The sequence below is a fragment of the Streptomyces sp. NPDC043996 genome, from assembly GCF_056435225.1.
Map to the genome: position 1 here is coordinate 718,276 of NZ_JBWKEY010000003.1, position 25,867 is coordinate 744,142.

The 25,867-nt window shown below is 75.2% G+C and carries 19 protein-coding genes; 16 read left to right on the plus strand and 3 right to left on the minus strand.

Annotated features, from left to right (window positions below):
• Window positions 1–185: 185 nt before the first annotated feature.
• Window positions 186–1,415 (minus strand): serine/threonine-protein kinase, encoded by a 1,230-nt coding sequence (locus AC07A4_RS10625; protein WP_478595744.1) that lies wholly within the window; start codon window positions 1,413–1,415, stop codon window positions 186–188.
• A gap of 155 nt (window positions 1,416–1,570) precedes the next feature.
• Window positions 1,571–3,175, minus strand: a complete 1,605-nt coding sequence (locus AC07A4_RS10630) for a serine/threonine-protein kinase (RefSeq protein WP_478595747.1) — start codon at window positions 3,173–3,175, stop codon at window positions 1,571–1,573.
• A 581-nt stretch (window positions 3,176–3,756) separates the two neighbouring features.
• Between AC07A4_RS10630 and AC07A4_RS10635 the strand changes: the two genes are divergently transcribed.
• From AC07A4_RS10635 to AC07A4_RS10670, 8 genes are all read left to right on the plus strand, one after another.
• Complete coding sequence (locus tag AC07A4_RS10635; protein WP_478595750.1) at window positions 3,757–6,957, plus strand: FHA domain-containing protein; 3,201 nt, start codon at window positions 3,757–3,759, stop codon at window positions 6,955–6,957.
• 309 nt (window positions 6,958–7,266) lie between these two features.
• Window positions 7,267–8,709, plus strand: coding sequence for an ABC transporter substrate-binding protein (locus tag AC07A4_RS10640; protein WP_478595752.1), 1,443 nt, complete (start codon window positions 7,267–7,269; stop codon window positions 8,707–8,709).
• 7 nt (window positions 8,710–8,716) lie between these two features.
• Entirely contained in the window at window positions 8,717–10,096 is a 1,380-nt protein-coding gene (locus AC07A4_RS10645; protein WP_478595754.1) for a carbohydrate ABC transporter permease, read from the plus strand.
• Window positions 10,093–10,968, plus strand: coding sequence for a carbohydrate ABC transporter permease (locus AC07A4_RS10650; RefSeq protein WP_478595756.1), 876 nt, complete (start codon window positions 10,093–10,095; stop codon window positions 10,966–10,968). The genes AC07A4_RS10645 and AC07A4_RS10650 overlap by 4 nt, the downstream gene beginning before the upstream one ends.
• A gap of 209 nt (window positions 10,969–11,177) precedes the next feature.
• Window positions 11,178–13,472 (plus strand): bifunctional glycosyltransferase/CDP-glycerol:glycerophosphate glycerophosphotransferase, encoded by a 2,295-nt coding sequence (locus AC07A4_RS10655; protein ID WP_478595758.1) that lies wholly within the window; start codon window positions 11,178–11,180, stop codon window positions 13,470–13,472.
• A 1-nt stretch (window position 13,473) separates the two neighbouring features.
• Window positions 13,474–14,349 carry a class I SAM-dependent methyltransferase gene (locus AC07A4_RS10660; RefSeq protein ID WP_478595760.1) on the plus strand — a complete coding sequence of 292 codons (876 nt, stop codon included), beginning with the start codon at window positions 13,474–13,476 and terminating at the stop codon, window positions 14,347–14,349.
• A gap of 263 nt (window positions 14,350–14,612) precedes the next feature.
• Window positions 14,613–15,569: a hypothetical protein gene (locus AC07A4_RS10665; protein WP_478595762.1), complete on the plus strand. Its 957-nt coding sequence runs from the start codon at window positions 14,613–14,615 to the stop codon at window positions 15,567–15,569.
• Window positions 15,566–18,433, plus strand: coding sequence for a stealth conserved region 3 domain-containing protein (locus AC07A4_RS10670; protein ID WP_478595765.1), 2,868 nt, complete (start codon window positions 15,566–15,568; stop codon window positions 18,431–18,433). Before AC07A4_RS10665 ends, AC07A4_RS10670 begins: the two co-directional genes overlap by 4 nt.
• Window positions 18,434–18,437: 4 nt before the next feature.
• Here the strand turns inward: AC07A4_RS10670 and AC07A4_RS10675 are convergent, their stop codons facing one another.
• Complete coding sequence (locus AC07A4_RS10675) at window positions 18,438–19,073, minus strand: LuxR C-terminal-related transcriptional regulator (RefSeq protein ID WP_478595767.1); 636 nt, start codon at window positions 19,071–19,073, stop codon at window positions 18,438–18,440.
• 326 nt (window positions 19,074–19,399) lie between these two features.
• On the opposite strand from AC07A4_RS10675, the gene AC07A4_RS10680 reads away from it, so the two are divergent.
• The 8 genes from AC07A4_RS10680 to AC07A4_RS10715 all read left to right on the plus strand — a co-directional run bounded on the left by AC07A4_RS10680 (window position 19,400) and on the right by AC07A4_RS10715 (window position 25,861).
• Entirely contained in the window at window positions 19,400–19,681 is a 282-nt protein-coding gene (locus AC07A4_RS10680; RefSeq protein ID WP_478595769.1) for a hypothetical protein, read from the plus strand.
• A 93-nt stretch (window positions 19,682–19,774) separates the two neighbouring features.
• A complete protein-coding gene (locus AC07A4_RS10685; protein WP_478595772.1) occupies window positions 19,775–20,368 on the plus strand; it encodes a stage II sporulation protein M in 594 nt (197 codons plus the stop codon).
• A gap of 215 nt (window positions 20,369–20,583) precedes the next feature.
• The gene (locus tag AC07A4_RS10690; RefSeq protein WP_478595774.1) at window positions 20,584–21,291 is read left to right on the plus strand and encodes a hypothetical protein; all 708 of its coding nucleotides are present in this window, start codon (window positions 20,584–20,586) and stop codon (window positions 21,289–21,291) included.
• 36 nt (window positions 21,292–21,327) lie between these two features.
• Window positions 21,328–21,846, plus strand: a complete 519-nt coding sequence (locus AC07A4_RS10695) for a hypothetical protein (protein WP_478595777.1) — start codon at window positions 21,328–21,330, stop codon at window positions 21,844–21,846.
• Window positions 21,843–23,540, plus strand: coding sequence for a hypothetical protein (locus tag AC07A4_RS10700; RefSeq protein WP_478595780.1), 1,698 nt, complete (start codon window positions 21,843–21,845; stop codon window positions 23,538–23,540). The genes AC07A4_RS10695 and AC07A4_RS10700 overlap by 4 nt, the downstream gene beginning before the upstream one ends.
• Window positions 23,537–24,148 carry an ATP-binding cassette domain-containing protein gene (locus AC07A4_RS10705; RefSeq protein ID WP_478595782.1) on the plus strand — a complete coding sequence of 204 codons (612 nt, stop codon included), beginning with the start codon at window positions 23,537–23,539 and terminating at the stop codon, window positions 24,146–24,148. Before AC07A4_RS10700 ends, AC07A4_RS10705 begins: the two co-directional genes overlap by 4 nt.
• Window positions 24,145–25,119, plus strand: a complete 975-nt coding sequence (locus AC07A4_RS10710) for an ATP-binding cassette domain-containing protein (protein ID WP_478595784.1) — start codon at window positions 24,145–24,147, stop codon at window positions 25,117–25,119. Before AC07A4_RS10705 ends, AC07A4_RS10710 begins: the two co-directional genes overlap by 4 nt.
• On the plus strand, window positions 25,112–25,861 hold the full coding sequence (locus AC07A4_RS10715) for an ABC transporter permease (RefSeq protein WP_478595786.1): 750 nt from the start codon (window positions 25,112–25,114) through the stop codon (window positions 25,859–25,861). Before AC07A4_RS10710 ends, AC07A4_RS10715 begins: the two co-directional genes overlap by 8 nt.
• Window positions 25,862–25,867: the final 6 nt, after the last annotated feature.

Here is a 25,867-nt window from a genome sequence, read left to right on the forward strand (position 1 = left end):
CCGCCCGTGCGCCCCTGGGCCGCGATACGGCGCCCTCGACGCGTGGCGCTGCGGGTACGCGAGCCGTACTCGCTGTGGGCAGCTGGGCCGCCCAGAGGGCGAGGGGGGCACCCCCTGCTCGAGCGAAGCCGAGAGCTTGGGGGAGGGTGGGCACAGCTCGGCGGAGCCGCCGGGTGGTGTGGGCCCTAGGGCGCCGGAGGGGCCGAGTCCCCGGGGGCGGAGGGCGGGGCGTCGTCCGTGGTCGCGTACCAGGCGCCCGCGCCTATGGCGGCGGCCAGGACCGCCCCCGCCGCCCCGAGGGCGATCCGGCGGCGGCGCGTGGAGTCGCGGTTGCGGGCCGAGCCGGGCCGGACGGCGCCGCTCGCGCGCGGGGCCCTCGCGGTGCCCCGGGCGCCGCCCGCCAGCTCCTCGGGCCCGGGGACCCGCATCGAGGTGTGGGTGTCGCGGTTGGCGTCCGCGGGCGCGGAGCCGGGCACCAGGGGGACGGCGCCCCGCCGCGGGGGCCGCTCCCGCGGCTCCGGCGCCGCCTCCTCGTACGCGTCCTGCGGCTGCGCCTCGGCGTCCGGCTCGTCGACGTCCAGGGGCGGCATGCCCGCGAGGAGGGGGAGCTGCTCGCGCAGGCGGGCGGCGAGCTCGGAGGCGCGCAGCCGGGACGCGGGGCCCTTGGCCAGGCACTGCACCATGAGCTGCCAGAGCTCGTCGGGGATGCCGGGCAGGGGGACGACGGTCTCGGTGACGTGGCGGCGCAGGACCGCGCCGGGGTGGCCGCCGCCGAACGGGGTGAAGCCCGCGAGCAGCTCGTACAGGACGGTGGCCAGGGCGTAGATGTCGACCGCCGCGCGCGGGGGCAGGCCTTCGACGATCTCGGGGGCCAGGTAGTCAGGCGTGCCGATGATCTTCGTGGCGCGGGTCCTGCGCGGGGTGTCGATGAGCTTGGCGACGCCGAAGTCCGTCAGGAGGGCCGGGTGCGACCCGCCGGGGCCGAGCGGGCCCTGCATGTCGAGGAGGACGTTCTCGGGCTTCACGTCGCGGTGCACGATGCCCGCGGCGTGCGCGGCGGCCAGGCCGTCGGCCACGTCCGCGACGATGGCGACGGCGGCCTCGGGGGCGAGGCGGCGCTCGCGCTCCAGGCGGGTCCGCAGGTCCGTGCCGCGGACCAGGTCCATGACGAGCGCGAGGTCGTTGCCGTCGACCACCAGGTCGTGGACGCCCACCACGCGCGCGTGGTCGAGGCTCAGCAGGGCCGTCCGCTCCTGGACGAAGCGGCCGACGAGCTCCTCGTCGGAGGCCAGGTCCTCGCGAAGCAGCTTGATCGCGACGGGCCCCTCGGGACCCTCGCCGAGCCACACCGTGCCGGCGCTGCCACGGCCCAGGATCTGATGGGCGGTGTACCGGCTGCCGATCTTGCGTGCCAAGACTGCTCCTACGGATGTGTGTTGGCGTCAAAAGTACGCGGCCATGACGCCAACCTTCACTCCGGGAGCGGAAATCACCCCTCAGATGTCGACAAATCCCCAAGGTCGCGAGGATGTTGCCGTGCTGCCGCCCGGGGCACGGGCCCCGGGGCGGATCAGCCGTTCAGCTTGGAGCTCCACTCGGATGCCTGGTTCCACAGGTCCTTGACCTGCTCCCAGTACCCCTTGGTCGTGCCGATCCAGTCCTGGAGCGGGCTGAGCTCCCAGACCAGCCAGCTGGCGACGAACAGGATCACCAGGACGACCAGGCAGCCCTTGAGGCAGCCGAGGCCGGGGATCTTCGTCGGGTTCGCGCTGCGCTGGCGCCGGGGCTGTGCGGGCTGGGGCGGCTGGGGTGCCTGCGGGGCCGGGGCCGGGGCGGGCGCCTGAGGTGCGTAGGGCTGTGGCTGCGGGTGGTACGGCTGCGGCTGCTGCGGCGGGTGGTACGGCTGCGGCTGGCGCTGCGGCGCGTACGGCTGGGGCTGCTGCGGCGGGCGCTGCTGGGGGCGGGCGACCTGGCGCTGGGGGCGGCGGCGCAGGGGGTCCTGGCTCGGGTCCAGGTGCTGCACCTGCGTCTGGTCGTTGCGGTCGCGGGCGGCGCGCATCTGGTTCTGCCAGGGGTGCGGCTCGTCCGGGCCGGGGCCCACGGGGGGCATGACGGCCGTGGGGTCGGCGGCGCCCTGGGGGCCGCCGGTGTGCGGCATCACGCTGGTCGCCGCGTGCGGGTCGTACGCGCCCGGGGCGCCCGAGGTGTTCGGCAGGACCTGGGTGGGGTCGGCCGCGCCGGGGGTGTCGGGGACCGGCGCCGGGGCCGGGTCCGGGGCGAGCAGGGCGGCGACGCCCTCGGCGGCGGCGATCTGCGCGCCGGAGGCGTGCACCCCGATGCCGTCGGCGACGGTGCGCAGGGCGCGCGCCAGGTTCTCGGCGCTGGGGCGGCGGTCGGGGTCCTTGCTCAGGCAGCGCTCGATGACCGTCCACAGCGGGTCGGGGACGGTCGAGGGGCGGCGCGGCTCGGCGCTCAGGTGCTGGTGCAGGACTTCGAGGGCGGAGCCCCCCGCGAACGGCGGGCGGCCCGTGACCAGCTCGTACAGCAGGATGCCCGCGCCGTAGATGTCGACGGCGCTGGTCTGGGGGCGGCCCTCGGCGGACTCCGGCGCCACGTACGCGGGCGTGCCGACGAACTCCTGGGTGCGGGTCAGGCCCGGGGAGTCGGCGAGGCGGGCGATGCCGAAGTCCGTGAGCATCGGGTGCATGCCGTGGGCGTCCTGCTTGACCAGGACGTTCGCGGGCTTCAGATCGCGGTGGACCACGCCGTCGGCGTGGCTGGAGGCCAGCGCGTCGGCGATCTGCGCGGTCAGCAGGGCGGCGGCGGCCGGGGTGAACGGGCCGTTCTCGCGCAGGTACTTGTGCAGGTCCGGGCCATCGATCAGGTCCATGACCAGAGCGAGGAGGTCGCCCTCCACGACGAGGTCGCGGGTGCGGACGATGTTCGGGTGCGTCAGGCGCAGCAGGACGGAGCGCTCCCTGAGGAAGCGCATCACCACGTCCGCGTCGTTCGCGAGCTCCTCCTTGAGGACCTTGATCGCGACGGTCTCGCCGGGCTGGCCGGGCACGGCCGCCTCGGCACCCGCGGTCTCCCGCTGGCGGGCTCGCCAGACGGTGCCCGTGGCGCCGCGCCCGAGCGGCTCCTCGAGCAGGTACTTGCTGCCTACCGGCCGCACGTCATGCGCTCCCTGCTGGATGTGACTGGTCTGATCCGGTCCGAACGTCGCCGTGAAGGGCGTTCCGACCCACTGTAGTGCCGCCGTACGGGGCACCGGACGACGATCTTGCCCCTGGCTTCCGGCCGTACGGACCTTTGTTCGCAGGGAAGACGCGGGACCAGGGCCGTTGGTTGCCGGCACCCCACAGAAAGAAGCGAGAAAGCGGGAGGAAAAGGACTTTTGCTCGCGCTGGCGGGAGGAGGGGACGCGGGCCGGGTGAGGGGCTCGGCGGGGCTCGACAGGGCTCAGTAGGGGGCGGTAGGGGGCGGTAGGGGGCGCACGGACGCCCCCGGGCCGGGGCGGGCGGCGGCCGGGGCGGGTTTCCTTCTGGCCCGCTTCCCGCACTTTTCCTGGCACGTTTCCGTACAGAGGCGACCAATCAAGATCACTTACGGGTGGGGGATGGGCGTGTTGTCAGTGGCAGGTGCGAGGATGCTTTCCGTACTGGCCGACGTGCCCGTGTGCGGTGGGGGGAATCACAGCGCGAGTCAGCGCGAGTCCCCGTGCCGGGCGCCAGCGCAGAAGGGACCGCTGACGGCATGCAGATCCGGCTGACCGTCCTCGGGCCGCGTGGCGGCCAGACCGATCCGGGGGGACGCCCCGGGACGGCCTGTGACGTGCTGGTCACCGCTCCCGCGGGGACGGCGCTCGCCGCCGTGGCCTCCGGCCTGGCCGCCGCCGTCGCCGCGGGCGAAGGACCCGCCGTGCTGTACGCGCAGTCGGAGCGCCTGGATCCGCAGCGCCGCACCCTCGGCGAGCCCCCGCTGGTCGACGGCGCCGTGCTGTCCGTGGGCGCCCCTGCCGAGCCCGGCCCCGAGCTGGCCGACGCCGCCGCCCAGCTGCATGTGATCGCCGGTCCTGACGCGGGCGGCGTGCACCTGCTGCACGGCGGCCAGATCCGCGTGGGCCGCTCCGCCCAGGCCGACGTGCCGCTGGACGACCCGGACGTGTCCCGGCTGCACTGCGCCGTCACCCTGGAGGCGGACGGCCTGGTCACGGTCACCGACCTCGGCTCGACGAACGGCACGGCGGTGGACGGCCGCGCGGTCGCCGACGCTCCGGTGCGGCTCGCCTCCGGCTCCCTGCTGCGCATCGGCGAGTCCGTGCTGCGGCTGACCACGGGCAGCGGCATGGGCGGCGTCCTGGACTCGGCGTCGGACGGCGAGGGCCACGTGCGCGTGCGGGTCTCCCCCGCCACGGGTGCCGGGGACGGGCCGGACACCGCGGAGAAGGCCGCCCCCGGAGGCGCGGCCCCCGCGCCGGGGGCCACGGCCGCGCGCCCGGCGGACGGCGTGACCCAGCACGCGTACGGAACGGCCGAATGGGGCTCCTCCGGAGACGGCGAGGACGGCACCCGGGCCCCCGTGGTGCCGCGCCAGGGCGGCGCCCCCGAAGCGGAGCGGAGCACGACGCACACCCCCGCGCGCGGGACGGAGCTGCCGCGCGGCCCGCGCAAGCGCGGCGGGCTCTCGGCGTGGGCGCGGCGGCTGACCTCAGGCCGCGGCGAGGAGACGGCGCGCGAGCACGAGGCGTACGACGAGACGTATGAGGGCCCGCAGGGCCAGGGGACGTACTCCGTAGCCGCGGCCGCGGCCGCGCCGGACGTGGCGGCGGTCCGGGGCGAGCCGCTGCCCGAGGTGTGGCCGGACGCGGCGGCGCTGCTCCTGGCGGCCCTGGGCCCTGGCACCCGGCTGTGGGAGCGCGGCCCGGGGCACCCGGAGGCGCTCGCGGTGCGCCTCGGCACGGTCGACCGCGCGGCCCCCGGCCAGCACGGCCTGCTGCCCGCCGTGCCGGTGACGGTGAGCCTGCGGGAGGCGGGCGCCCTCGGCCTCGCCGGGCCGCGCGAGCGGCTCGCGGGCCTGGCCAGGGCGGTGCTCGCGCAGCTGGCCGCGCTGCACTCCCCCGCGGGCCTGGAGATCGTGCTCATCAGCACGGACCGGGCCAGGGCCACGGCCGAGCGGGCCGCGGAGTGGTCCTGGCTCGGCTGGCTGCCGCACGTGCGGCCCGCGCACGGCCAGGACTGCCGTCTGCTCCTCGCCTACGACCGCGAGCAGGCCGCGGCCCGCACGGCCGAGCTGCTGCGCCGTCTCGACGAGCCGGAGGCGGACGGAACGCTGGCCGCCGAGCGGGACGACCCGGAGGCGGCGGGGCCCCGGACGGTCGTCGTGGTGGACGGCGACCCCGGCTCCGCCGCGCTGCGGGAGGCCACCGCGCGGCTCGCCAGGGACGGGGGCGCGGCCGGGATCCACGTCGTGTGCCTCGCCGAGGCGGCGGCCGCATCGCCCGCGTCACCGGTGACGGACACGTATGACACGGCGTGCTCGGCCTCGCCCGCCTTCCGCGAGTGCGGCGCGGTGGCGCTCCTCAGCGGGGACGTGGCGACGGCCCTGTGGGTGCTGCGCACGGCGGACGGACAGCCCGTCGGGCACGGCACGCTCGCCGCGGTGGACGCCGTGTCGGCGGCCTGGGCGCAGCGGTTCGCGCGGGCGCTGGCCCCGCTGCGGCCTGACGGCGCGGGCGGCGGGCACGCGCGCGTGGCGGCGCCCCTGCCGCAGTCCGCGCGGCTCCTGGACGAGCTGGGCCTGGCCCGGGCCACCCCGAACTCACTGATGGCGCGCTGGGCGGCGGCCGCCGATGACGCGGCGGCCGCGGGCGGGCGGGTCGCGGCCGTGCTCGGCGCGGGGGCGCGCGGTCCCGTCGTGGTGGACCTCGCGGCGGACGGACCCCATCTGCTGGTCGAGGGACCGTCCGGGAGCGGGCGCACGGAGCTGCTGCGGTCCGTCGCCGCGTCCCTCGCCGCCGCCGAGCGGCCCGACCGGCTCGGCATCGTGCTCGTCGACGGCAGCGTCGACGGGCGGGACAGCGGCGCGGCGGGCGGCGGCCCGGCGGCCGAGCGGCCCGGCGAGGGACTGCGGGCGTGTACGGACCTGCCGCACGTCACCACGCACCTCGCGGCCAACGACCCGGTGCGCATGCGGGAGTTCGCACAGTCGCTCGCCGCCGAGCTGAAGCGGCGCGCGGAGCTGCTCGGGCGGCAGGGGTTCGCCGAGTGGCACACGGGCCGGGCGGTGTCCGGGCGCCTGGTGGCACAGCGCGGCGCCGCGAACGGCGGCGGCGCCGGTGGTGGCGGGAGCACCAATGGTGGCGGTGCCGGGGACGTGGAGGCGCCGCCCAGCTCGACGCTGCGGCTGCGGCCCGGCGGCGCGGCGCGGCCCGAGCCGCGCCCCGCGCTGCCGCGGCTCGTGGTGGTGGTCGACGACTTCGACACGCTGCTCGCGCCCGCGCTCGGCTCGCCCGGGCGGCCCGCCGCGGGGTCCGTCGTGCGGGCCCTGGAGGCGGTCGCGCGGGACGGCGAGCGGCTCGGCGTGCATCTGGTGGCGGCCGTGCGGGGCGCCGAGCGCGCGGCCGAGACGGAGGTGGGGCGGCACGCCGGGCTCCGTGTGGTCCTCGACCCGCCGGGGGACGGCGTGGAGGACCCCGCTCCCGGGCGCGGCGGCCTGCGGGAGGCCGACGGCCGGTTCACCGCGTTCCAGGCGGGCCGGGTCACGGGCCGCATCCCCCGGACGGCGACGCTGCGGCCCACCGTGGTGCCCCTCGAGTGGGACCGCATGGGGGACCCTCCCACCCGCCGCCCCGTCCGCGAGCTGGGCAACGGCCCCACGGACCTGGCCCTGTTGGCCAGCGCCCTGGACCGCGCGGCCCGCGAGGTCTCGGCCGACCGGGTGCCGTCGCTGCTCTAAGCGCTCCGCTGGTTCCGCGGTGCTCTTGCCGTCAGCCGACTGCGGGTTCGTCGTGGCTGGCCGCGCAGTTCCCCGCGCCCCTTCGGGGCGCGGCCGAACCGCAACGGACTTCACCAAGTCCGCTTAGGGCCCTTCTGGTGGATCTCCGCGGCGTCGCGACGAAAGGGAACAGGCGCCACCGGCGAGCGGACGCTCCGTCACAACGCCATCACGATCACCTACTTGACGCTGTTGACCATCTTGCCGCCGCTCCCCGGCCGGGCGTACACAAGCCGGAACGGGACTGTCGGGGAAGAGAACGGGGCAGCGATGCGCAGCACTCTTCGTACACGCACCACCCGCACCACCGGCACCACAGGACGTACCCGCGCCACAGGCCGTCCCCGCGGGGCGCGGCGCCGCGCGGCCGGGCGGATCGTCGCCTCGCTCACCGTCGGCGCCCTGGCCCTCGGCCTCAGCGCGTGCGGCGACGACAAGGACGACGGCGGGAAGAACGGCGAGGGCGACGGCAAGGACACCAAGGCGACCGTGCGACTGCCCAAGCTGGACGGGCAGAAGCTGTCCGTCGCCGCGGTGTGGGGCGGCGCCGAGCGCAAGGTGTTCCTGAGCGTCCTCGACGAGTTCGAGCAGCGGACCGGCGCCGAGGTGTCCTTCGTGCCCGCGCAGGAGCCCATCATCAGCTTCCTGGCGTCGAAGGTGGCGGGCGGCGAGCCCCCGGACGTGGCGATGCTCCCGCAGGTCGGCGCGGTCCAGCAGGCCGTGGGGAAGAAGTGGGCCAAGCCCCTTGGCCCCGAGGCTCAGAAGGAGCTGGACGAGAACTACGCCGACGGCTGGAAGAAGCTCGGGGCCGTCGACGGCAAGCAGTACGGCGTGTACTTCAAGGCCGCCAACAAGTCGTTGGTCTGGTACAACACCAAGGTCTTCGAGAACGCGGGCGTCAGCGAGCCCAAGACGTGGGACGCGTTCATGAAGACCGCGCAGACGGTGTACGACTCGGGTGTGCCGCCGGTGTCCGTGGCCGGGGCCGACGCGTGGACGCTCACCGACTGGTTCGAGAACGTCTATCTCTCGCAGGCCGGTCCCGAGAAGTACGACCAGCTCGCCCAGCACAAGATCAAGTGGACGGATCCGTCCGTCAAGAAGGCCCTGACCACACTCGGTGAGCTGTTCGGGAAGAAGGGCTTCGTCTCCGGGGACGCCAAGGGCGCGCTCCAGACGGAGTTCCCCGCGTCCGTGAAGCAGACGTTCGTCGGCGGCGACCAGCCGAAGGCGGGCATGGTCTTCGAGGGCGACATGGTGTCGCTCTCCATCTCCGAGACCAAGGCGAAGATCGGCACCGACGCGAAGGTGTTCCCGTTCCCGGCGGTCGGGAGCGAGTCCCCGGCGGTCGTCGGCGGTGACGCGGCCGTCGCGCTGAAGGACGGCGAGGGCGCGCAGGCCCTGCTCACCTATCTCGCGTCGCCGGACGCGGCGAAGATCTGGGCCGAGGCGGGCGGCTTCGTCTCGCCGAACAAGAACCTGGACCTGGCCGCGTACCCCAACGACGTGCAGCGGGGCATCGCCAAGGCGCTCATCGGGGCCGGTGACGACATCCGCTTCGACATGTCCGACCAGGCGCCCCCGGCCTTCGGCGGCACGCCCGGCAAGGGCGAGTGGAAGGCGCTCCAGGACTTCCTGGAGAACCCCGATGACGTCGCGGGCACCCAGCGGGCGCTGGAGGACGCGGCGGCCAAGGCGTACCCGAAGAGCTGACGCGGCGATGACGACCCCGGACGCCGGGGGCACCGCGGCGGTGCCCCCGGCCGAGCCGACGACGCGCACGCCCACGACCGGCCGCGGCGCCGGTCCCCGCCGGAGCGTGACCCGGACCCGCAGAGCGGTCGCGGTCCTCTTCCTGCTGCCCGCCCTGGTCCTGCTCGGCGCGATCGTCCTGTACCCCATCGGGTTCTCGGTGCTGCGCAGCTTCTTCGACAAGGGCGGCGACTTCACCGGCCTCGGCAACTACCGGACGATGACCGAGGATGACGACATCCGCACGGCCGTCAAGAACACGGCGATCTGGGTGGTGGTCGCGCCCCTGGTCGCGACCGCGCTCGGCCTGATCTTCGCCGTGCTCACCGAACGGGTCCGCTGGGGCACCGCGTTCAAGATCGTCATCTTTATGCCGATGGCGATCTCGATGCTCGCGGCGGGCATCATCTTCCGGCTCGTGTACGAGGCCAACCCCGACCGGGGCGTCGCCAACGCCGTGTGGGTGGGCGTGCACGACACGTTCGCCGAGTCGTCGCACTTCCCGCGCGGGCACCCGGCGGCGAAGTCGCCACTGCGGGACGCGGGCGGCGGCGCGTTCATCACCCGGGAGCCGGTCCGCGCCGGGCAGCCGGTGGCGTTGCCGCTCACCGGGGTGCCGCCGAACCAGATGCCGGACGGCGCCGAGCGGGCTCGGCCCGCGCGGGCCGAGCCCGGCGAGGTCACGGGCACCGCCTGGCAGGACTTCACCCGCGGCAAGGGCAGGGGCGAGGTCAACGCGCCGGACCCGGCCGAGTTCGGCTACGCGGGCATCAAGATCGAGGCCGTCAAGGACGGCGAGGTGGTGGCCTCCACGAAGGCCTCCGGCGACGGCACGTTCACACTGCCCAAGGAGGCCGACGGGGCCCAGCTGCGCTATCCCGCGTCGAACTTCCGCGAGCCCTACGACGGCGTCGACTGGCTCGGCCCGGCGCTGGTCACGCCGTCCGTCATCGGCGCCTACGTGTGGATGTGGGCCGGGTTCGCGATGGTCCTGATCGCGGCGGGCCTGGCGAGCCTGCCGCGTGAACTCCTGGAGGCGGCACGGGTGGACGGCGCCAACGAGTGGCAGGTGTTCCGGCGGGTCACGGTGCCCCTGCTCGCGCCGGTCCTCGCGGTGGTCCTCGTGACGCTCATGATCAACGTCATGAAGATCTTCGACCTGGTCTTCGTGATCCCGCCGGGCTCCTCGAAGGACGAGGCGAACGTCCTGGCCGTACAGCTCTACAACGAGGCCTTCGGCGACCAGGACGACGGCGTGGCGAGCGCGATCGCCGTGCTGCTCTTCCTGCTCGTGGTCCCGGTGATGTGGTTCAACATGCGGCGGATGCGGCGGGAGGCCAAGCGATGAGCACCTCGGTCGTCAAGGCCCGGCGGTCCCTCGGCGGGCGGGTCGCGGCGCTGCTCGGCAGCACCGCGCTGCGGGTCTTCCTCGTCCTCGTCGGGCTCTTCTGGCTGGTGCCGTCGTTCGGGCTGCTGCTCGGCTCGCTGCGAACCAAGGAGGACATGAGCGAGACCGGCTGGTGGAAGGTATTCGGCGCGCCCTCCCAGCTGACGTTCGACAACTACGCGGACCTCCTGAAGGACGAGACGATCACCGACTCGATCCTGACGAGCCTGTCCATCACGGTGCCTGCGACGCTGCTCGTCGTGGTGATCGGCTCGCTCGCCGGATACGCCTTCGCCTGGATGGAGTTCCCCGGCCGCGACTGGTGGTTCCTCGGCGTGGTGGGGCTGCTGGTGGTGCCGGTGCAGGTGGCGCTCGTACCGATCTCGGACCTGTTCGGCAAGATCGGGATCTTCGAGACGACCCTGGGCGTGGTGCTCTTCCACACCGCCTTCGGACTGCCGTTCGCGATCTTCCTGCTGCGGAACTTCTTCGCGGAGATCCCCCGGGAGCTCCTGGAGGCGGCCCGTCTGGACGGCGCCGGTGAACTGCGGCTCTTCGTGCGGGTGGTGATGCCGCTCGGGCTCCCGGCGATCGCCTCGCTCGGCATCTTCCAGTTCCTGTGGGTGTGGAACGACATGCTGATCGCGCTGATCTTCGCCGACGCGGGCAGCCCGCCGATCACGGTGGCGCTCCAGCAGCAGGTGCGGTTCTTCGGCGACAACGTGCAGATCCTCGCGCCCGGCGCGTTCATCTCGATGGTGATCCCGCTGGCCGTGTTCTTCGCGTTCCAGCGGCAGTTCGTGTCCGGTGTGATGTCGGGCGCCGTCAAGTGAGCACGCGCGAACGCCCGCGCGCCGGGCGGCGCGCACGCGATCAACTGGCCTGTTCATAGCGCCACTTCGGCGAGCGGGGACTGTTTCACGTGAAACAGTCCCCGCTCGCCCGCTTGACCCGCGTCCCCCGAAAGACACACCCCGGCGTAACCAGATCAGCACACCGGCCGTTGCCGGGCAGAATGCCCGCGCCGACCCATGGATGTGCCGTGCCCCGGTTCAGTGTCATCGTCCCCGCGTACCAGGTGCAGGCGTATCTGCACGAGTGCCTGTCCTCCGTACTCGAACAGACATACACGGACTGGGAACTGATCGCGGTCGAGGACCGCTCGCCGGACGGCTGCGGCGCCATCCTCGATGAGTTCGCGGCCAAGGACGCGCGCGTCAGGGCCGTGCACCTGGAGGAGAACGTCGGGCTCGGCCGGGCGCGCAACGCCGGGATGGAGCACGCCACCGGCGACTACCTGATCTTCCTCGACGCCGATGACAGCCTGCTGCCCGGCTCGCTGCAGGCGATCGCCGACCGGCTCAAGGAGACCGGCGATCCTGACGTGCTCGTCTACGACTACGAACGCGTCCACTGGTCGGGCGAGCGGGTCCGCAACCAGCTCGCGCCGCTGCTCACCGAGGAGGGCCCCGCCCCCTTCGAACTCGCCGACCGGCCAGGGCTGCTGCGGCTGCTCATGGTCGCCTGGAACAAGGCGCACCGCCGCGAGTTCGTCGAGCGCGAGGGCCTCACGTTCCCGCCCGGCACCTATGAGGACGCGCCGTGGACGTACCCGCTGATGATGACGGCGGAGTCGATCGCGACGCTCGACCGGGTGTGCGTGCGCTACCGGCAGCGGCGCCACGGCGGCATCCTCAGCACCACCAGCCGCGCGCACTTCGACGTCTTCGACCAGTACGAGCGGGTGTTCGCGTTCCTCGACACGCGCCCGGACCTGCCGGACGCCTGGCGGTCCGTGGTCTTCCGGCGCATGGTCGACCACCTCCTGACGATCTACAGCAGGCCGGAGCGCCTTCCGCGCGACAGCCGCCCGGAGTTCCTGCGCCGGGCCCGCGCCCACTACCGCCGCTTCCGGGTCCCCGGCGCCCGGCCGCGCCCGGGCGCCCGCACGCGCCACGCCCTGGTGCGGCTCGGCTCGCACCGCGCGTACCAGGCGCTGCGGGTGGCGGGGCGGTTCGCCACGGCGGGCAGGCGGTACGCCACCGGGGTGCTGCGCGGCGTCCGCGCGGCCCTGCTGCGGCTGCACTACCGCGTCCAGCTGCGGCGCCCGGTCCGCGCGGACCTCGCCGTTTTCACCACCGGCGGCGGGCGCGGGTACGGCGGCGACCCGGGCGCCCTGGAGGCCGCGGTGCGCACGCACGTGCCGAACGTGCGCACCGCCTGGATCGCCGCGCCCGCGCGCCAGCACACCGTGCCCGCCGCGACCCGGCGGCTCACGCCCGGCACGGCCGCGTACTGGACGGCGCTCGCGCGCGCCGCGTACCTGGTGAGCGACGACCACTTCGAGCCGCGCCTGGTCAAGCGGCCCGGTCAGCTGCTGCTCCGCACCCAGGACGGCACCCCGCTCAAGCACATGGGCATGGACCTCCAGGAGCGCCCGGCCGCCGCGGGCGGCACCGACTTCGCCGCGGTGCTGCGCGACGCCGACCGGTGGGACTACGTCCTGTCGGGGAGCAGGCACGCGACGCTGGCGTGGGAGCGCGCCTTCCCCGCCGCGTACACGACGCTGGAGTACGGCTGTCCGCGCAACGACCGCTACCAGCACGCCACGGAAGAGGACGTGGCCCGCGTCAGGGAGAGCCTCGGTGTGCCGCAGGGGGCGACGGCGATCCTGTACGCGCCGGAGCACCGCGACTACCGGCGCTCCCAGCGCCTCGGCATCGACCTGGAGCGGCTGCTCCGCCGCCTCGGTCCGCGCTTCTTCGTCCTGGTGCACGCCCCGGGCGCCGAGCCGCAGCCGCTGCCCTCCGACCTGGTGGGCCGGGCCGTGGACGTGTCCGCGGACACGCGCGTGGACCGGCTGTGCCTGGCGGCGGACGCGCTGGTCACGGACTACTCCTCGCTGATGTTCGACTACGCGGACCTGGACCGCCCGATCGTCCTGCACGCCGACGACTGGGAGGCCTACGAGGCCGCCCGCGGCACCTACTTCGACGTGCGCGCCTTCCCGCCGGGCGCGGTGGCGCGCGGCGAGGACGAGCTCGCCGACATCTTCGCGTCCGGGCACTGGCGCGGCTCGCGCTCGGCACAGCTGAGGCGGGCGTTCCGGGAGAGGTTCTGTCCGTACGACGACGGGCACGCGGCGGAGCGTGTCGTGCGGCGGGTGGTGCTCGGCGAGAAGATCCCACTACCTTCGGTCGTGGCGCTCTCGGAGCGGCACCCCACGCCGGCGGCGGGGCCCGAGGGCACCCGTGCGTCCGGGGCCGCGGATTCCGGGATCGCGCAGGCCGCCGCGCTCCTGTCGCAGCAGCGCACTCCCCCCAACTCCAGGATCTGAGATGCCCGAAGCCTCCGCTTCCGTGCCCGCGTCCGCCCGGGAACCGGACGACGCGCCGCCGCCACCCGCCCGGTTCTCCGATGTGAAGGGCTGGTTCCATCCGGCCGACCAGGTGCTCTTCGACTGGTTCCTCAGCCGCCAGCTGGACCTCGGCGAGTCGGGCGACCTGCTCGAACTCGGCGCCTATCTGGGCAAGAGCGCGATCTTCATGGGTGCCTACCGGCGCCCCGGCGACGCGTTCACGGTGTGCGACCTGTTCGACTCGCCCGCGCCCGACGACGCCAACTCCAAGGAGATGGGCCGCTCGTACGCGACGCTCACGCGCCGTGCCTTCGAGGCGAACTACCGCTCGTTCCACGACGAGCTGCCCACGGTCGTGCAGGCCCCTTCGTCCAGCATCACCACGCACGTGCCCGAGCGGAGCTGCCGCTTCGCGCACATCGACGCCTCGCATCTGTACGCCCATGTGCACGCCGACATCGAGGCGGCGCGCGAGCTGCTCACGCCGGACGGGATCGTCGTCCTGGACGACTTCCGCGCCGAGCACTGCCCCGGCGTCGCCGCCGCGACCTGGGGCGCCGTCGCCACCACCGGGCTCAAGCCGCTGTGCATCACGGCGACGAAGTTCTACGGGACGTGGGGGCGGTACGAGGCGGTGCACGGGGAGCTCGGGCGGCTCCTGAAGGGGCGGGACGACATGTGGCACGGCGCGGAGGAGGTGGCGGGCCACCCCATGATCCGCATCAGCGGGCGCAAGGCCCGCACCCCGGCCCACCCGCGCTCCCGGCACGCCGCCGCCGCGCCCCCGCGCCAGCCGGACGCCCGGGGGCCGCGGCGTCCCCGGGGCCTGGCGGCCCTGTTCGGCCGCCGGCCTTGACGGCGCGCGGCGGCGCGGCCCCCGGGCGTCGGAGCGGGTGACCGCCGTCGGCCGGTGCGGGTGATCCGCCGCTGCGCGGCGGATTTCCCCCCACCCGCGAACAACGGACGATCAAGCGCACCGCGTCGGGGCCCGACCTGGCGAAGGCAGCGTGTACGGGTGGGCGGGTGGGAGAATCCCGCCGCGGTAGCGGCGGGCAGCCAAAGCGCAAGCCGCAGCGTGCCGTGCGCCGCAAGCCAGGGGCAACCAGGCAAAGTGGGGCAATGCACCCCTTCGCGATCCCCGTCGGCCTGGCCCGAAGGGCCCGGCGGGCCGCCCGCGCCACCCGCTTCCGGGCGGAGCGCGCGACCGCGGGCCGCCAACGCCCCGGCGCCGCCGGTCAGCTCACGCCCGTACACCTGTCCCTGCGGGACAGCCGCACCCTGAACCTCGCCGTCCCCGCCCCGGGCGCCCGTACCGGCGAGCTCCTGCTCAGCCGTGGCGCCCGCCGCCATCGCGTACCGCTCGCCGTCGAGCGGCACACCGACGGCCACCCCCTCCTGACCGCGACGGTCACCCTGCGCGACGCGCTGGAAGGCACCGGCCCCGGGCCCGCCTTGAGCGAGGGCGCCTGGCGCCTCACCGTGGTGACGACCGGCGCCGACGGCCGCGTACGCCGTCATGGCCTCGCCCTGGCCGAGGCCCCCGCGCCCCCGACGCCGACGCTGCCGCACGCCCCGCATCCGCGCACCGGCACCCTCCTGCGCGTCGTGCGCTGCCGCGGCGGACGGGCGGCGGTGCAGGTCACCCGGTCGCGGCCGCGCGCGGAGCTGGTGCGGTTCGAGCCGCGCGGGCACGGCATCACCGTGCACGGACGCGTGGTCGCCGCGCGGGCCCGCGCCGTCCGGGGCGCGGGCCCGGCACGTGCGGTCCGGCGCCGGGACGGGCTGACCGTGCCGGTGCCGCTCGTCTGGGACGGCGAGCGCTTCAGCTTCGCGCTGCCGCTCGCGGCGATGGCCCGGGCGGGGAGCGGCCAGTGGGTGTGGGACTTCCACGTCGGCGGGCTGCCGCTGGGCCGCTGGCTGACCGATGTGAGGGACCTGCCGTCCGCGTTCCCCACGCCGTTCCGCCTGGTCGCCCTCGACGGGGGCGGCCTGGTGCGCGCCCACCCGCACTTCACCCCCTCCGGCGCGTTCGCCGTGACCTGCCTGGACCTGACGCAGCAGAAGGAGACCCCATGAAGATCACCTACCTCCTCGGCTGGGGCGACGAGATGGGCGGCACCGAACTCGCCACGTACACCCAGGCGCTGCACCTCGCCGAGCGGCACGACGTGGAGGTCCTCTCCGTCTTCCGCACCAGGGCCGAGCCGTTCTTCCCCGAGGCGCGCGGGCTGCCCGTGCGCTATCTGGTGGACCGCACGGCGACGCCCGAGCGGCCGGTGCGCGCCTCGCGGCTCGACGAGCCGGCCTGCCGGACCCTCGCCGCGCTGCCCAGCGAACTGATCGCGCCCGCCTGGGAGTCGGCGTTCGACCGGCTCACCGACGTCGAGCTGACCGCCGCGCTCACCGCCCTGGACACGGACGTCCTGGTCACGACGACGCCCGCGCTGCTCGCCGCCGCCGTGCGCCTGGTGCCCGCGCGCGTGGTGACCGTGCACCAGGAGCACCGCCCCACCCAGCGGCGCGGCCCCTCGGGCGAGCCGCTGCTGCTCTTCGCGCCGCGCCTGGACGCCCTGGTGACGCTGACGGAGCGGACCCGGGAGTGGCTCGCGGAGTCCCTGGGCGCGACGGCGCCGGAGCTCGCCGTGATCCCCAACGCCGTACCGGACGGCTTCCGGCCGCGCGCCGACGGCGAGAGCAAGGTCATCGTGATGGCGGCGCGGCTGACCGGCGAGAAGCGCGTCGACCACGCGATCCGCGCGTTCGCCCGCCTCGCCGACGCGCACCCCGAGTGGACCCTGCGGATCTTCGGCGGCGGGCACCGCGAGCCGAGCCTGCGCCGCCTGGTGGACGCCTTCGGCCTGCAGGACCGGATCGAACTCCTCGGCCCCTGCCAGGACATGGCCGCCGAGTGGGCGAAGGCGGGCCTGACGCTGATGACGGCGGGCCACAACGAGGCGTTCCCACTGGTGCTCCTCGAGGCGCTCGCGGCGGGCGTGCCCGTGGTCGCGTACGACGTCCTGACGGGGCCCGCCGAGATCGTCAGGCACCGGGTCGACGGGCTGCTCGTGCCGCCCGGCGAGATCGAGCGGCTCGCCGCCGCCATGGACGAGGTGATGGCCGACGACGCGCAGCGGCGGGCCTACGCGGAGGCCGCCCGCGAGGGCGTGTACGCGCGCTTCTCCAGCGCGCGCGTGACCGGCCTGTGGGAGGAGCTGTACGCCCGGCTCGTGGCGGGCCGCGACAGGCCCGAGCGGCTCGCCGGGCGCGCGGACCGGGTGGCGCTCGGCGTCGCCTCCGGCGGGCCCGGCTTCCGGCCGACCGCGCCGCACGCCCTCGTCGCGGCCGCCCCGGAGGCCGAGCGGGCCCGCGAGGACGAGATCCTCGCCGGGGACGGGAGTCTGATCCGCTCGGTGGGCCGTCTCGCCGAGCGGCGCGACGACGTGCTCACCCCGCGCATGACCGCGTGGAACCTCGATCTGACGGCGTCCGCCCTGGCGGCGCGGGACGTGCCCTACGTCCTGGTCCGCGCGCGCGGGGGCGCCGCCGCGCACACCCTCGCCGTCGCCGACGACCACCGCGACGCCGCCCTGAAGGCACTCGCCGAGGCGCACCACGGGCAGGCCGTGTACGCCGAGCTGGTGGCGCCGCGCGACGCCGCGCCCGGCGTGGTGCTCGCCGAACGCCTCGACGGCGTGGGCGAGGTGGCGGGCGTCCGCGTCTTCAAACCGGTCACCACGACGACCCTGTCGCTGCGCCACGGCGTGCAGCAGGCCTGCACGGTGGCGTTCTGGACGCGTACCCAGGAGCCGGAGGCGGGCGGCCGCGCTTGGCGGGCACCGTTCGGCTCCACCCTCGCGGGGACGGAGCTGCCGTCCCTCGCGCCCACCGCGCGGCTGCGGGTCGCCGAGCGCGAGCACCCGACCCTTGACGTCTTCACGCGGGTCCTCATGACCGACGTCGACTTCCCCGTCGACGCCGTCTACACCTGGGTCGACGACTCCGACCCGGCCTGGCGCGCGGCCCGCGCGAGCGCGCTCGGCTCCCGCGGCGTCCAGGCCGACGGCACCGACGGCGCCGACGGCTCCTCGGCGGACAGCGGCGCGGTCCGCTTCCGCAACCGCGACGAACTCCGCTACTCCCTGCGGTCCCTGGCGATGTACGCGCCGTGGGTGCGGCACGTGTACCTGGTGACGGCCGGGCAGGTCCCGGCCTGGCTGGACGAGGACCACCCGGGCCTGACGGTGGTCGACCACCGCGACCTGTTCGCCGACCCCGGCGGCTGTCTGCCGACGTTCAACTCGCACGCCATCGAGACCCAGCTCCACCGCGTCGAGGGCCTGTCGGAGCACTTCCTCTACTTCAACGACGACATGTTCCTCGGCCGCCCCACCACCCCGGACACGTTCTTCCTCGGCAACGGCCTGCCCCGGTTCTTCTGGTCGTCGGTGTCCGTGCCGGACCTGCCCGTCGCCGCCGACGACGAGGGCTATCTGGCCGCCGCGAAGAACAACCGGGCGCTGCTGCGCCGCGACTTCGGCCGCACCTCGACGCACTGCCTGCTGCACGTCCCGTACGCGCTGCGGCGCGGTGTCCTGGAAGAACTCGCCGAGCGGTACGGCGACGAGCTCGCGGCGACCGCCCGCAACCCCTTCCGGGGCACGGGCGACCACTCCGTCGTGTCGTCGCTGTTCCAGCACTACGCGTATCTGACGGGCCGGGCGGTGCCGGGCTCGATCGCGTACGACTTCGTGGACATCGCGGACCGCGCGGACCACGCCCGGCTCGGCCAGCTGCTCCAGTCCCGGAACAAGACGGCGTTCTGCGTCGGGGAGACACCCGGCGGCGAGGTGTCGGACGCGGAGTCGGCGCTCGCGATGCGCGCGTTCCTGACGGCTTATTTCCCGGTGCCGTCGCCCTATGAGAAGGCGGCGGCCCAGTGAGTGCCTAGGCCGCCGAGACGTCGATGCCGTGGGCGAACAGGGCGGCCCGGACCCGGTTGTCCACGCCGCATTTGGCGTACACGGCGCTGATGTACGACTTGACCGTCCCGGCGCTGAGGCCGAGGCGGCGGCCGATCTGCTGGTTCGTCAGGCCCTCGCCGACGAGCGCGAGGACCTCGCGCTCGCGCAGGGACAGGGGCGCGACGCCGTGCGTCTCGCGCGTCTCGCCGCGCGCGACGGTGGCGCCGGTGTGCTGGATCCAGGCGGCGGGCAGCACGGCGGCGCCCGAGGCGAGGGTGTGCACGGCGTGCGAGAGGGCGCGGACGTCGGCGTCCTCGGGCAGATAGCCGGAGACGCCCGGGGGCAGGCCGACGACGGAGGGGTGCGTGACGGCGGCCTCGCCGAGCAGCGCCACGGGCACGCAGGGCAGCTCGCCGCCCCGCACCGCGCCGAAAAGCCGGTCGATGCCGGGCAGCGTCCGGGACGCGAGGACGACGGAGTCCGGGCACTTGCGCACCCGCCCGAGCACCTCGTCGACGTCTCCGTACGCGGTGACCGCGAATTCACCACCGTCCGCGAGGGACTGCGCGAGCCCCCTGCGGATGAACGGGTGGTGGTGAGCGACCGTCACATTCAGCATGGGCTCCCCCGAGCAGGCCAATTAGTCAAGAAGTCGTCAATATCTGGTCGGGCTTCAACCTACCCCAGCGGCGCCGCGTTGACGTGCGGCGTTGTCCGTGCGGTGAACCCGGGCAACTCCCGCCTTAATGTCCGAGTTTGATCCGGCTACGCGCCGGTAACTGCCGAATGGCCCCGTCAACAGGCAGTAGGGCGCTCCCGCGATCACCCACAAGATCGTCACGAGTCCGGCACAGCGGCCGGACTCGGACCCGGCGTGCCCGCCCCGCGCCAATCGGGGCGGGCACGGGTCCGATCGTAATGAACCGATTCGAAGGAACACACGACATGAACCGCTCGGCCACCCGCCGTCCCCTGACCACCGCCGCCGTCGCCGCCACCGTCTTCGGTGCCTTCATGGTCGCCGCCACGGCCGCCCCGTTCTTCCTCAAGAACATGTTCAACATGAGCAAGGACTCCGCGTCCGTCGTCTACCAGTCGATCATGACGGGCATGGACGTCGCCTCGGCGATCGGCCTGGTCTCCGGCGGCCTGGCCGTCGGCTCCGTCGTCATCTGGGGCGTCAAGCAGGCCATCAAGAAGGGCGGCAAGAAGGCCGTCATCGCCTAAGTCCCAAGGCGGCGCATCCGGCCGGGACCCCGCACGCGCGGGGTCCCGGCGGGACCGCACGGCGACACCCACGACGCGGAGAGGCGGGGGCAGATGGATACGACGACCGGACCGATCGTCCGGCCCACGGCCAGGGGCGCGTGGACGTCCGCGGCGGCCGGGCTCTTCCGGCGGCAGTGGCCCGCCGTGGTCAGCGGCGCCCTGCTGTGGCTGGCCGCGTTCGGCGCGGGCTGGTGGTTCGCGCCCACCGACGCGACCGGGCTCAGCCGAGCCCCCAAGCAGCCCGACTGGGGCCTGTTCGCGGAGATCCTCGCGCGCAACGTCGGCGTCTCCGCGGCCCTCTTCCTCGGTGTCGCCACGCTCGGCGTGATGACGATCCCGCTCACGCTCGTGACCGGGACGCTCGCCGGTTACTACTGGGGCCAGGGCAGCGCCGTCCTCGGCACCCAGGACGTCGTACGGCACCTGCTGCCGCACATGCCGCTCGAACTGGCCTGCCTCGCGCTCGCCGCGGCGGCCGGTCTGGTGCCCCTGGTGACCTGGGCGCGCGCCGGACTCGGACGGCGGCCCGCGCCCGAGGTGACCGCGCGGGGCCGCTTCGGCTTCCAGGACGCGTGCCTGCTGTGGGGCGTGTCCCTGGTGGGTCTGACGGTGGCGGCGGTGGTGGAGACATGGGTGAGCACGTGACGGCGGAGGCGCCGGTGACGGACGGGGCTTCCGCCGTGGCCGGGGACTCCACAGCGGCCGGGGCTTTCACAGCGGCTGAGGCCACCTCGACGGACGGGGTCGCCGTGGGCGGGGGAACCTCCACGGCCTGTGGGCCCGCCACCAGCAACAGAACTTCTGAGACGAACGGGACGACCGGGACGACCGGGATGGGCGGGACAGGCGGGATGGGCGGCATGACCGAGACGACCGGCACCACCAGGGCGACCGGCACGGCGGGGCTTCCCGCCTACGAAGACGGCGCCCTCGACGGCCTCGAAACCCCCGACGCCCCCGGCATCCCCGGCGCTGGCGCGGCGGCCGTGCCCGGTGCCTTCGGCCAGGGCCTGCTGACCCGGCGCGGACACGCCCTCGGCGTGAGCGCGCTGGTCGTCGCGACGGCCGGGTTCAGCGTGCCGCTGTGGGGCGAGATCCGCGACCGGGTCACCGAGCGCCTCGACAGCGCGTCCGAGGGCGCCATCGGCATCGGCGCCAGCATCGCCTGGTGCACCAGCCTCCTGGCCAACGTCCTGACGCTCGGTCTGCTCGGCGTCCTGGTGGGCGCGCTCGGCGCGGTCGCCACGCGGCACCTGCCGCTGCCCGGGGACTCCGCGGGCAGCGCGGCCAGCGCCGACTTCACCCGCCTCCGGCGGGCGTTCACGCTCGGCTGGGTCGCCTTCGTGCTCGCCAAGCTCACCGCCTGGACCGCGGCGGGCCTCGCCCTCGGCCACGGCGTCGCGCGGGCCGTGCCCACGGTGACGCACCTGGACGCCTGGCTGCTCCTGCTGCCCTGCGCGCTGCTGCTCGCGGGCCGCGCCGCCGGGTCCGCCTGGCCGCGCGCCGCCGCCGTCGCCGCCGCGGTCACCGCCGCCTACGCCACCGCGCTCTGGCTGCTGCCCTCCTGACGTCTCCCCCGCCCCCACGCCCCACCCCGGAGAACCATGCTGCACCGCCTCTTCTTCGCCACCCTGGGAAACCCCCGGCTCCTGGCGTTCGCCCTGCGCTGCTGGAACGTGGTCGCGGACGGCGTCGCCCGGCCCGGGGTGCGGATCGCGGGCGGGGTGTGCGCGGCGGTGGCCGGGGTGTGCGCGGTGGCGTACTTCGCCGCGTTCCGGGCCACGCACGACGCGACGCGGCGGGCCGTCGAGGCCTCCGCCGATCTGCGCGGCGACCCCGGTGACGTGATGGGCGTCCTCCAACTGCTCAGCGTGGTGTGGCTGATCAGCGGCGTCGTGCTGCTGGCCCTCGGCCTCCTGGTCGCCGCCGCCCGCTGGGGCAGCGTCCTGATGATCGTGGGCGGGGTGCTGTGGTGGGCCCCCCTCGGCATCCTCGCGCTGTACCTGCCGTCCGCGTCGGCGCCCAAGGTGCTCGCCGTGGCCTTCGTCGCCCTGATCGTCCCCGCCACCGTGCTCTGCCCCGCCGAGCGGTTCGGCGGGGCCCGCACCGGTGAGACGGCATGACCGCCCGCACCGGCGGCACCTGGCCGCGCGCCGTGTACGCCCTGTGGCTCGCCGACACCCAGCGGCGGCTCAACCTCCTCGCCGGCAGTGGCCCCGCGGCGCGGCGCCGCCGCCGGGCGGCGGGCCTCGTCGTCGGCGCGGGCGCGGCCGCGGTGCTCGGCACCCTGGTCGTGCTCGGCCGCACCCTCGGCGCCCTGGCCCCGCCGGGCCCCGCGCTGCGTACCGACCTGGCCACGTGGACCTGGACGCCCGTGGCCCTGTGGTTCCTCTCCCAGGTCCTGACCGCGGAACCGGCGCGGGCGCGCGCCCTGGTGAGCCCGCCCGACGCGAGCGTGCTGCGGACGCTGCCCCTGTCCCGCGCGCAGGTCGTCACCGCCCGGCTCGTCGTCCCGGCCGCCGGGATCGCGGCGGGCCTGCTCGTCGCCGCCGCCGCGATCGCCGTGCCGTGGCTCGCGGCCGGGCCCGAGGGGCGCGCCGCCCTGCCGGTCCTCGCGGTGCACGCGGTGGGCGCGGCGGCCTGCGGCGTCGCCCTGCGCGTGGCCCTGGTGACGGCGCTGATGGTGCGCGTGGTGCGGGTGCCGCACCTGCCGCGCCTGGCCGTCGCCCTGGTGGGCGGCGGCCTGGTCGGCGTCGTGGCCGCGCCGTTCGTGCGCGCGCTCGGCGGCGGCTCGGGCCCTTCCGAGCAGGACGTGGCCCGCCTCATCGGGGACGCCGTGACGGCCTCGCGCCCCCGGCTGTGGACGGCACTGCACCAGACGGACACCCTGGTCGTGGCCGCCGCCGGGTACGCCGCGCTCACCCTGCTCCTGGCCGCCTTCGCCGCCGTGCGGGTACGGGCCACGGTCCGCCGGGACGCGGCCGCGGGCCCGGCGGCGCGCGCGGCCACCGGCACCACCGGGGCCTGGCCCGCGTCGCCGTACCGCGCGGTGTGGCGCGTGACCCGGCTGCGGCTGGTCCGCGGGCACCCGGAGACCGTCGGCGGCCTGCTGCGGCTCCAGCGGTTCGGCGTGTTCGCGGGCGCGGCCTGCGCGGCCGTCGTGGTGACGAACGGTCAGCCGGTGTGGCAGCTGCCCCCGGCCGCCGTCGGCGCCCTGTTCGTGGCGGTCGCGCTGATCACGACGAGCGAGGTCGTGCAGGTCTGCGGCATCGAGGCGGACCGGGAGTGCTGGGACGCGCTGCGCCAGTCGCCGCGCCCCACCGGCGTCTGGGTGGCCGCGAAGGCGTGGGCGGCGAGCGCCGCGGTCGGCGCGGCGATCGGCCCGTTCGCCCTGGGCGCGGCCCTGCTGTGCGGCGTGAGCGGCGTGGCCGCCTGGGCCCAGACCCTGCTCGCGCTCGCCGCCGTGGCCTGCGGCGCGGGCTGCGCCACCGTCCTCACGTTCTTCTGCGTGCCCCGCGCCGAGGCGTTCGCCGACGGCCGGGTGACGCGGGCGCCCGCCGCGGACGTCACCGAGGGCGTGTTCGTGGCCCTGCTCACCGTGCCGGTCACGGCGGGCGCCGGCCTCTGCCAGGCCCTCGCCGATGGCACCGCGGCCCGCCTCGCGCACGCCGCGCTGTGCGCCGTCTCGCTCGCGGCCGCCTGGGCCGCGCTGCGCGCCGTCGCCACCCGCGACCTGCCCGACCCCAAGGCGGCGGCCGCCGCCCCGGCGCCCACCGCCTCCCCCGCCCGCCAGCAGAAAGCCGGAGCGCTCCAGTGATAGACATCGACGACCTCGTCGTCCGCCGGGGCACGGCGGACGTCCTCAGCGGCCTCACCGCCCGTGTCGTGCCGGGCGAGTCGGTCCGTGTCACCGGACCCAACGGCAGCGGCAAGAGCACCCTGCTGCGGGTCCTCGCCGGTCTCGCCGCGCCCGACGCGGGCACCGTCACCGTCGACGGGCGCCCGCCCGCCGACCCGGCGGTGCGGTCCCTGCGCGGCTTCGTGCAGGAGCCGCCGCCGCTGTACGAACACCTCACCGCCGACGAGCAGCTGGCGTTCACGGGCGGGGTGTGGGGGGTGCCCGCGCGGGAGCTGCGGGAGCGCGCCGCTGCCATGGGGCTCGGCGACCGGCTCGACGTCCTCGTCGGTGAGCTCTCCCTCGGCCAGCGCAAGAAGCTCGGCTACGTCTGCGCGACCGCCCACGCGCCCCGGCTCGTGCTGCTCGACGAGCCGTTCAACGGCCTGGACGCCGAGGCCGAGTCCACCGTGCGCGCCGACCTCGCCCGGTGGCGCTCCGAGGGCCGCACCCTCGTCGTCGTCTCGCACTCCGACGCCTCGGTGGCGGGCCTGGTGGACCGCGACCTGACCCTGGGGGCCGCCGCGTGATCGAGGTGGAGAACCTGGTCAAGTCGTACGGCGGCCGCCGCGTCCTGGACGGCCTTTCGTTCACGGCGGAGCCCGGGAGCGTCACCGCGTTCCTCGGGCCCAACGGCGCGGGCAAGAGCACCACCCTGCGGATGGTCCTCGGCCTCGGCACCCCCGACGCGGGCAGCGCCCTCGTCCGCGGCGTGCCCTACGCCGCACTGCGCGACCCGCTGCGCACGGTGGGCGCCCTGCTCGACGCCTCCGCCTGCCACCCGGCGCGCGGCCCCCGCGCCCATCTGGCCTGGCTGGCGCGCACGCACCGGATCCCGGCGGCGCGCGTGGACGAGGTCCTCGGCCTGGTGGGCCTCGCGACGGCCGCGCGGCGGCCCGTGCGCGGCTTCTCCCTCGGCATGCGCCAGCGCCTCGGCATCGCGGTGGCGCTGCTCGGCGACCCCGAGGTGCTGCTGCTCGACGAGCCCATGAACGGCCTGGACCCCGAGGGCATCCAATGGCTGCGCACTCTCCTGCGCGCCCTCGCCGACGAGGGCCGTACGGTCCTGGTCTCCAGCCACCTCATGCACGAGATGGCGGTCACCGCCGACCACGTCCTGGTCATCGGCCGGGGCCGGGTGCTCGCCGACGGCGACATGGCCGCGCTCCTGACGGCGGGCCAGACCGCGGTCCGCCTGGTCTCCCCGCGGCTCGACGCGCTCGCGCCCGCCCTGCGCGCCGAGGGCGCCGACGTGGCGTACGACGACGAGCCGGACACCGCGACCGTGACGGGCCTGACCGGCGCCCGCATCGGGGACGTCGCCGCCGCGCACGGGTGGAGCGTGCACGAACTCACGCCCGTACGGCCCTCGTTGGAGGAGGCGTATCTGCGCCTGACCGCGCGCGCCGCCGAGTACCGCGCGACCGCCCCCGTCTCCAGCAAGCCCGACGTCTCCAGCAAGCCCGACGCCCCCAGGAAGGAGGCGGCAGCCCATGCGTGACCTGCTCGCCGCCGAGTGGATCAAGCTCCGCACCGTGCGCTCCACCTGGACCCTGCTCGCGACCGGCTGCGCCCTGACCGTCGCCGTGGGGGTGCTGTTCTGCGCCCTGATCGGCCCCGAGTTCCGCGCCGCGGACGCGGGGCGCCAGGGCGAACTCGACCCGGTGGGGCTTCCGTTCACCGGGCTCCAGTTCGGCCAGGTGCCGCTGGTGATCCTGGCGGTGCTCGCCGTCGGCAGCGAGTACGGCACGGGCATGATCCGCACCACCCTCGCCGCCGTGCCCCGGCGGGGCCTTTTGCTCGCCGCCAAGCTGGCCGTGCTCGGGCTTACCGGGCTTGCCTGGGGCCTTGTCACCGGGGCGCTCGCGCTGGGCGTGGGCAGCTCCGTGCTTGGCGCGGGGGTTCCTCTCGGCGGGGAGGGGCTGCGCGCCGTGGCCGGTGCGGGGGCTTACGCCGGGTTGCTCGCCGTTTTCGCCGGTGCCCTTACGTTTATGGTGCGGCGGTCGCTGACCGCGCTGGGTGTGTTGCTGCCGCTGTTGTTCGTTGTTTCTGGGGTCATGGCTACGGCGCCTCGGTTGCGGCCGCTTGCTCGGCTGCTGCCGGACCGTGCCGGGCTGCGGTTGATGCAGGGGCATCAGGACGCCGGTGATCTGACTCCTCTGGCCGGTGGTGGGGTGCTGCTCTTGTGGGTGGTGCTGGCTGTTGTGGTGGCGCGGTTGGTCCTGCGACGTCAGGAGTGTTAGCGGCTG